The 6,918-nt window shown below is 63.5% G+C and carries 9 protein-coding genes; 5 read left to right on the plus strand and 4 right to left on the minus strand.

Annotated elements, in window-relative coordinates:
* The first annotated feature begins 152 nt into the window (after window positions 1-152).
* Entirely contained in the window at window positions 153-875 is a 723-nt protein-coding gene (locus tag AC1D1X_RS11920; RefSeq protein WP_477668101.1) for a DUF4136 domain-containing protein, read from the plus strand.
* Between the two features lie 16 nt (window positions 876-891).
* Here the strand turns inward: AC1D1X_RS11920 and AC1D1X_RS11925 are convergent, their stop codons facing one another.
* The gene (locus AC1D1X_RS11925; protein WP_477668102.1) at window positions 892-1,740 is read right to left on the minus strand and encodes a 2-keto-4-pentenoate hydratase; all 849 of its coding nucleotides are present in this window, start codon (window positions 1,738-1,740) and stop codon (window positions 892-894) included.
* 44 nt (window positions 1,741-1,784) lie between these two features.
* Between AC1D1X_RS11925 and pcp the strand changes: the two genes are divergently transcribed.
* Window positions 1,785-2,465: a pyroglutamyl-peptidase I gene (pcp, locus tag AC1D1X_RS11930; RefSeq protein ID WP_477668103.1), complete on the plus strand. Its 681-nt coding sequence runs from the start codon at window positions 1,785-1,787 to the stop codon at window positions 2,463-2,465.
* Here the strand turns inward: pcp and AC1D1X_RS11935 are convergent.
* Complete coding sequence (locus AC1D1X_RS11935; RefSeq protein ID WP_477668104.1) at window positions 2,458-2,730, minus strand: hypothetical protein; 273 nt, start codon at window positions 2,728-2,730, stop codon at window positions 2,458-2,460. The genes pcp and AC1D1X_RS11935 overlap by 8 nt on opposite strands.
* Before the next feature lie 41 nt (window positions 2,731-2,771).
* The gene (locus tag AC1D1X_RS11940; protein WP_477668105.1) at window positions 2,772-3,188 is read right to left on the minus strand and encodes a hypothetical protein; all 417 of its coding nucleotides are present in this window, start codon (window positions 3,186-3,188) and stop codon (window positions 2,772-2,774) included.
* Between the two features lie 177 nt (window positions 3,189-3,365).
* Here AC1D1X_RS11940 and AC1D1X_RS11945 point away from each other — a divergent pair, with 177 nt between their 5' ends.
* The 3 genes from AC1D1X_RS11945 (at window position 3,366) to AC1D1X_RS11955 (ending at window position 5,831) form a co-directional block, all read left to right on the plus strand.
* The gene (locus tag AC1D1X_RS11945) at window positions 3,366-4,271 is read left to right on the plus strand and encodes a delta(1)-pyrroline-2-carboxylate reductase family protein (protein WP_477698330.1); all 906 of its coding nucleotides are present in this window, start codon (window positions 3,366-3,368) and stop codon (window positions 4,269-4,271) included.
* Window positions 4,272-4,396: 125 nt separating this feature from the next.
* Window positions 4,397-4,819: a universal stress protein gene (locus tag AC1D1X_RS11950; RefSeq protein ID WP_477668107.1), complete on the plus strand. Its 423-nt coding sequence runs from the start codon at window positions 4,397-4,399 to the stop codon at window positions 4,817-4,819.
* Between the two features lie 115 nt (window positions 4,820-4,934).
* Window positions 4,935-5,831, plus strand: coding sequence for an alpha/beta hydrolase (locus tag AC1D1X_RS11955; protein ID WP_477698331.1), 897 nt, complete (start codon window positions 4,935-4,937; stop codon window positions 5,829-5,831).
* A gap of 72 nt (window positions 5,832-5,903) precedes the next feature.
* Here AC1D1X_RS11955 and dcd read toward each other — a convergent pair whose 3' ends face one another.
* A complete protein-coding gene (gene dcd, locus AC1D1X_RS11960) occupies window positions 5,904-6,476 on the minus strand; it encodes a dCTP deaminase (RefSeq protein WP_477698332.1) in 573 nt (190 codons plus the stop codon).
* Between the last annotated feature and the right edge of the window lie 442 nt (window positions 6,477-6,918).

Below are 6,918 nucleotides of genomic sequence, written 5' to 3' on the forward strand. Positions count from 1 at the left end.
GTGTCTCCCTGTCTGTCATCCGTGCATACTGGCCTTTCCGGCCCGCTGCGGCACCTGCCCCAAAGCCCGGTCCGCTGTCAGCGCATGCGCCGACTTTACTTGAGCGGCCCCCCGCCGTGGAACAAAATTGAACCTTGGTGTATCCATTCGTCATGACTACTTTTGCCCACCCAACGCCCGCGGGCCCCGGCACCCAGGGCGGCGCCATTTCCGTGTTTTTCCCGCTGCGCCTGGCGCTTGCGTTGCTGCTGGCCGCGCTGCTGACGGCCTGCGCCAGCCCCATCACCACCCGCGTGACCAGCTTCAACCAGTGGCCGGGCGATACGGCGGGCGCCACTTTCAGCTACATCACGCCGGTKGACACGACACGGCAGCTGGAACAAGCCACCTATGAGGGCTATGTGCAGGCCGAACTGGAGAAACGCGGCCTCAGGCGCGCGCCGGAAGGCCAGGCAGGGCGGCTGCAGGTTGACGTAGCGGCCAGCAGCCGCAGCGAAGAGAAAACCTTTCTGCAGCCGGTTTACCAGGACAACTTTGTCTTCCTGCCGCCTTACCGCGACGCCGCGGGCCGCGTATACGCGGGCGGCTGGGTGCCCGACCCTTTCGGGCCGCGCTATGTCGGCGACAGGCCGCTCAACATGACGATTTACACCAACAGCCTGCGCGTGCGGTTACTTGACACCCAGGGCACGCCACCCGGCAAGCCGCCGCGCACGGTGTTTGAATCGCGCGCTGTGTACGAAGGCGGCAGCGGCGACCTTCCGCTGGTCGTGCCTTACCTGGTTCGCGCGGTGTTTGACAACTTTCCCGGCCAGAACGGCCAGGTGCGTGTCGTGAAGTTCGACAGCGAAACCGGCGCGGTGATCAAAAAATAGGCCCGGCGCGCGGCGCTTATTCGAACCGGACCGTCAAGCCCTTGAGCGAGCCGGCCACCGGGCCGGACGCTTGCAGTTCGGTATGCCAGGTCTGCCCCGCCTGCACCGGCCAGGCGTCAGTCAGCGTGCCGGTGGTGATGACGTCGCCGGCCCGCAAAGCCGGTGTGCCGGGCGTGGCGCGCAATTCCTGTACGAAATGCAGCAGCGCCTCTACAGGACCGTCCAGCACATTGGCGCCCTCACCTTCATCTTTGAGCACCCCATCGCCGTAGAGCTTGAGCCGCAGGCCCGCCAGGGCTTGCATGAGTGCCGCGGGYGCCAACCCGTCGGGCAGCTTCACGGCATGGCCCACCAATAACCGGCCGTGCAGCCCGCCGTCGGCTACCGCCTGCGCAGCCGTGAACTTCCATCCCGGGAAATGCGTGTGCACGATCTCATAGCCGTGCGCGACCCAGTCTATGGACGCAATCAGTTCTGCCGCCGAACAATCGGTCGGCGGCGCTTCGCGCAGGCCGAACACCACCTCGGGCTCAATGCGCGGTTCACACAGGCCTTTGAGCGACAACACTCCCTCGTTGGGCCCGGAGGCATCGACACGCGCCAGGCTGCTATGCCACACCGTGCCCCAGATGGGGCCATAGACTTCATAACGCGGCCAGATGGTGCGGTTGGTAAAGCCAACCTTGTAGCCTACCGGGCTGTCGCCCTGCGCGCTTCGCGCGGCGCGCACGGCCAGCGCGGTGGCATAGGCCAGCGGCACGTCAGTTGGCACGGTGGCGGGCCAAGGCAACGGGCTGGCTTCAAGACGGGCGCGGGTGAGGTCGGTGGCCAGCGCGGAAATGTCCGGATGGGTTGGGGTATTCATGGAGCCATGGTAGCCAAAACACCGCCGTCCTTCACAATGGTGGCATGCGCACAGCCCTTTCCGCTTCTTCGCTACCCCGTGTCCTGCTCACCGGCTTCGACCCCTTTGGCGACACCGGGCACAGCGGCTTGCCCCTCAACCCCAGCTGGCTGGCGGTACAGGCGCTGGGTGGCAAGCGCGTAGGCGGCCACCTCCTGGTGGCGGCGCAATTGCCCACCGTGTTTCAGGCCTCCATCGCAGAACTCATCCGGCTGCTCGCGCTGCATAAGCCGGTACTGGTGATCTGCGTCGGCCAGGCGGGCGGGCGCAGCGCGATTTCGCTGGAGCGCATTGCCATCAACGTCAACGATGCCCGTATTCCCGACAATACCGGCGGCCAGCCCGTCGACACGCCGGTCGTGGCGGGCGGGCCGGCAGCCTATTTCAGCAGCCTGCCCATCAAGGCCATGCTGCAGGCGCTGCAGGAGGCGGGCGTGGCTGCCGAGGTTTCGCAAACCGCCGGCACCTTTGTCTGCAACCACGTGTTTTATGCGCTCATGCATGCCCTGACCACAAAGCGCGGCTTCAGGCGCACGCGTGGCGGTTTTATCCATGTGCCCTATGTGCCCGAACAGGGTGCGCCCAGCTTGCCGCTCGATGAGATCGTGCGCGGGTTGCGGCTGGCCATAGCGGCGGCGCTGGCCACACCGCAYGACATCGTCAAAGGCGCCGGGGCCGTCAATTAACGTCAGGGTTAGCGTCTTGCGCGCCGGCATTCTGCGCGGGCATGGCAGGCTCATTGCGCAGCAATCGCCACAGCAGGAATGTGCCAATCACGGCGTTACCCAGCGCAAAACAGGTGACCAGCACCGTGGCCCAGGCATTCAAGGGACGGTTATGTACCACCCAGGCCAGCAAAGGAGACAGCCCGTTGAGCACGAGCATCAGCCAGAACAGGGGGTTTCGCGGCTGGTAAAGACGCAACAGGCGTGACATGTCCATCGCGGCCATACTAACCGCACCGGCCGTAAGACCTTCCGATGATTGCTGAATCAGCGGATGGCGAAGGACGCCGGCATAAAGCCCTGTGCAGGCTGCATTGGCAGCATGCTGCTGACAGTGGCGCCTGCTGCGTTGCTGGCCATCACACCGCCGGACTCCCCCGATGAATCGGCCACAGCCTGACCCTTTTGCGCGCTGGTGATGACGGGCGGCAAGGCTGAGGCGGCCGCGACGCGGGCCTGCTGGATACAACCCTGGCGGGCGGCACCGGCGGTGTTTTCGATGCACTGCGCAATCGCCTGCACTTCAGCCTGGCGCTGATAGTCGCGGATCCTGGCTTTGGCGACTTGCCCGTCCGCCACAAACGCGAAGGCTGCCAGCTGGCAAACAAACACCAGCCCAGCCGCTACCCAGAGCAGCGTCTTGTAAGGCATTTTGTCGAATTTTTGCAAGTGGTCAGAAAACATGGCAGGCCTCCCTGTGAACCTGTTTTCATCCTAGGGAAGCGTTTGCGGTTTCCATCCAGCACTTTTCCCGGGAATATGTAGGATAAAAACCTTTCATTTTTTTACGCGACGTAACGCGGGGCACCGACACCCCCTCGTCTCGCCCTCCCACTTCCTTCCCCGCTTTACCATCGCCCCATGACGCCCACCCTGCTAAACCCCGCCCAGACCGCCGCCCGCCTGCCTTACCCGTTGCTGGTCAGCGAGCTGACGCACCTGCTCAAGGACAGTTCCGTCCAGGTGYCGCCGCGCGTGGTGCAGCCCCTGACTGGGGGCGGCAGCCTGTTTGTGATGCCGGCGCTGGACGCCCGCACCGCGATCACCAAACTGATCACCTTCACGCCTGGCAATGCCGGCACCGGCCGACCCACTATCCAGGGCGACGTTGTGGTGTTTGACGTGGCCACCGGCAGTCGCCGGCTGATGCTCGACGGGCCCACCGTCACCGCCCGGCGCACGGCAGCCGTCTCACTGCTGGCCGCGCAGCGGCTGGCGCCCAACACGCACGGCCCCATGCTCATCGTCGGTGCCGGTGTCCAGGGACTTGCGCACCTGGAGGCTTATGCCGAAGGCCTGGGCGTACACGAATTTCGCATCGCTTCGCGCAGCTACGCCAGCGCCCAGGCCCTGGTGCAGCATGCAGAGGCGCTGGGCCTGATCGCCCGCGTGGTGCACGACGCCGATGCCGCGCTGGCCGACTGCCCGCTGGCCGTTACCTGCACGCCGGCTGCCGCCGTAGTCCTCAGCGCGCTGCCCCGGCCTGACGGCTTCATCAGCGCCGTTGGGGCTTTCACCCCGGCCATGATGGAACTGAGCGCCGCGTTATGCCAATACTTCGCGGCGAAGGGTTCGGTGTTTGTCGACGCGGCTGATGCCATCCACGAGGCAGGGGACCTGCTGCAGGCCGGACTGGACGTGGGCCGCTTCGCCACACTGGCCGATGTGATCCGCCAGGACCTCAAAAAACCCGCCGGGCCAGTGCTGTTTAAAAGCTGCGGCTGGGCGGGCTGGGACTTGGCCGCGGCACGGACAGCGCTGGCTTGAACGGCGCCAAGTCGGCACCTGGATCCAAGCCATTTTCCCCGGACTGCAAGACGAAAACAGGCGCTCACCTACAGCGGCACGAGGGCGCTGGTGTTACGCTGATCCGATCACACCGGAGAAAAACCATGAAGATTCTGTTCGCCGCCGATGGCAGCAAGTACACCAAAAAGGCCCTGGCCTTTCTGGTGAACCACGATGAACTCGCCGGTGCCGAAGGCGAAGTGGTGGTGATCAATGTGCAGGCTCCCGTGCCGGGGCGCGTCAAGACCATGCTGGGTTCGGCCAACGTCACCGCCTACCACACCGAAGAATCGCAGAAGGTGCTGGCGCCGATCGAGCGCTTCCTCCAGCGCCACAAGATGGCGTTTAAAACCCTCGCCGTGGTCGGCTCGCCCACCGCCGAAATACTGCGTGCCGCCAAGCGCGAAAAAGCGCACCTTATCGTGATGGGCACACACGGCCAGGGCCTGCTCAGCCGCGCGCTGATCGGCAGCGTGGCCCAGCGCGTGGTCGCCGAGTGCGAGATTCCGGTGTTGCTGGTCAAGTAACAAGGTTCACCGAGGCCCAGTCCCGCCCCCGGCATCCGTTGAGCCGCTGCGTGAGAGCGCTTTCACGCGTCCGGGATTTACCGGATACTTGCCCTCACACAACAAGGAGCTCAAGATGGAGACAGGCATGGGGTTCAAGTCGATTCGCAAACTGCTGGGCTGGTTTTTACTGGCACTTGTTGCGGCTGGCGCACCGCTGTCGTTTGCCAGCGAGGTCACCGTCAGGTCCTTCAACTCAAAGGCCTTGAACACAGACTACCGCTACACCATTTACCTGCCGGACGGCTATGAGAGCGGCCGGCTGCGCTACCCGGTGCTGTTTCTGCTGCACGGCAACGGCGGCGACCACAATGACTGGCTGGTTAAAGGCCAGGTCCAGGCGACCATGGACACGCTGGTCAGGGAAGGCCGCGTCCAGCCGGCCATCATCGTGATGCCGGGCGGCGGCTCCACCTGGTGGGTGGACGGCAACAAGGACAAGGCCGAAACCGCGCTCATCAAGGAGCTCATCCCGCACATCGACACCAACTTCAGGACCATCACCACGCGTGAAGGCCGCATGATCGCAGGGCTGTCCGCCGGCGGTTTCGGCACGGTGAACGCCGTTTTCAAGTACCCGGAACTGTTTGTTTCCGCCGCGGCGTTGAGCCCGGCGATCTATTCACCGACACCCCCGGGCCACTCTTCGGCCATGCAGGTGGCACCGTTCCAGGCAGGCGGCAAATTTGACCAGGCCTCATGGGACCGCCTGAACTACACCGCCAGCTGGGAAGCCTACAAAAGCAAAAAAATCGTGGTGCCCCTGTACATCAACAGCGGCGACCACGACACCTTTTCCATTGCCTACCACTCGGCCGGCCTGTTCCAGAAATTGTTTGAATACCAGCCCAAGCTGGTGGAGTACCGCGTCGTCGATGGCGATCATGAATGGCCGGTGTGGCGCGACACCATTGGCGACGCCATCAAGTACATGAGCGGCTTTGCCAGCCGCCCCCAGGTCGCCAAGCCCTGAGGCTGTAGAGGGCAGAAACGAAAACGGACGCCCTTTGCAGGCGTCCGTCCAAATCAGTCGTGTAGATGTCCGTTACGCCTTCGGCAAGGTCACCCCAACCTGCCCCTGATACTTGCCGCCGCGGTCCTTGTAGCTGACCTYGCAGACGTCGTCCTTGTCGCTCTCGAAGAACAGCACCTGCGCGCAGCCCTCGCCCGCGTAAATCTTGGCTGGCAGCGGCGTGGTGTTGGAGAACTCCAGCGTTACATAGCCTTCCCATTCGGGCTCAAACGGCGTGACGTTGACAATGATGCCGCAGCGCGCATAGGTGCTTTTGCCCAGGCAGATGGTCAGCACATTGCGCGGGATGCGGAAGTACTCCATGGTGCGGGCCAGCGCAAAGCTGTTGGGCGGGATGATGCAGCTGTCGCCGTGGAAGTCGACAAAACTTTTCTCGTCGAAGTTCTTTGGGTCCACCACCGTGCTATGGATGTTGGTGAAGACCTTGAACTCGGGCGCGCAGCGGATGTCGTAGCCGTAACTGCTGGTGCCATAGCTGATGATTTTCTGGCCGTCCCGCTGGCGGATCTGGCCGGGTTCAAAAGGTTCGATCATGCCGTGCTGCTCGGACATGCGGCGTATCCATTTATCGCTCTTGATGCTCATGGGATGGGGCTCCTGTTGTGGCTGTGATTGTAAGTTGGGGTTGGAGCGCCACCCCCACTGACCGCCAGTCCGGAGACAGCCGGCCCTTCCTCACCAAGGGGCCTGTTGGCAAAAGCACGGGCTGAGGGCTATCGCTGCCCCACAATCCGATAAAAACGCCAGGGACGCATGGACGGGGAAAGTGCCGCTGGTCAAGACATCACATTCCGCGTAACGTTGCCCCTACGACGGGCACAGGTGCAAGCTGAAGTGCCGTTGTCCCCTATCTGAAGCCGGTTCATGCGAGGCGCCCCCACTATGAAAACAAGATCTACCCAGAACAAGGACCGTATTCTTGTCGTGGACGGCAGCCCCGGCATTCACGATGCCTTCCACAACATGCTTGTTGAAAATGAGAATGCGGGAGGGATATTCGAACTGGATGGTGCCCGCGACACACGCG

It is taken from the genome of Polaromonas sp. P1_G4 (genome assembly GCF_056405475.1).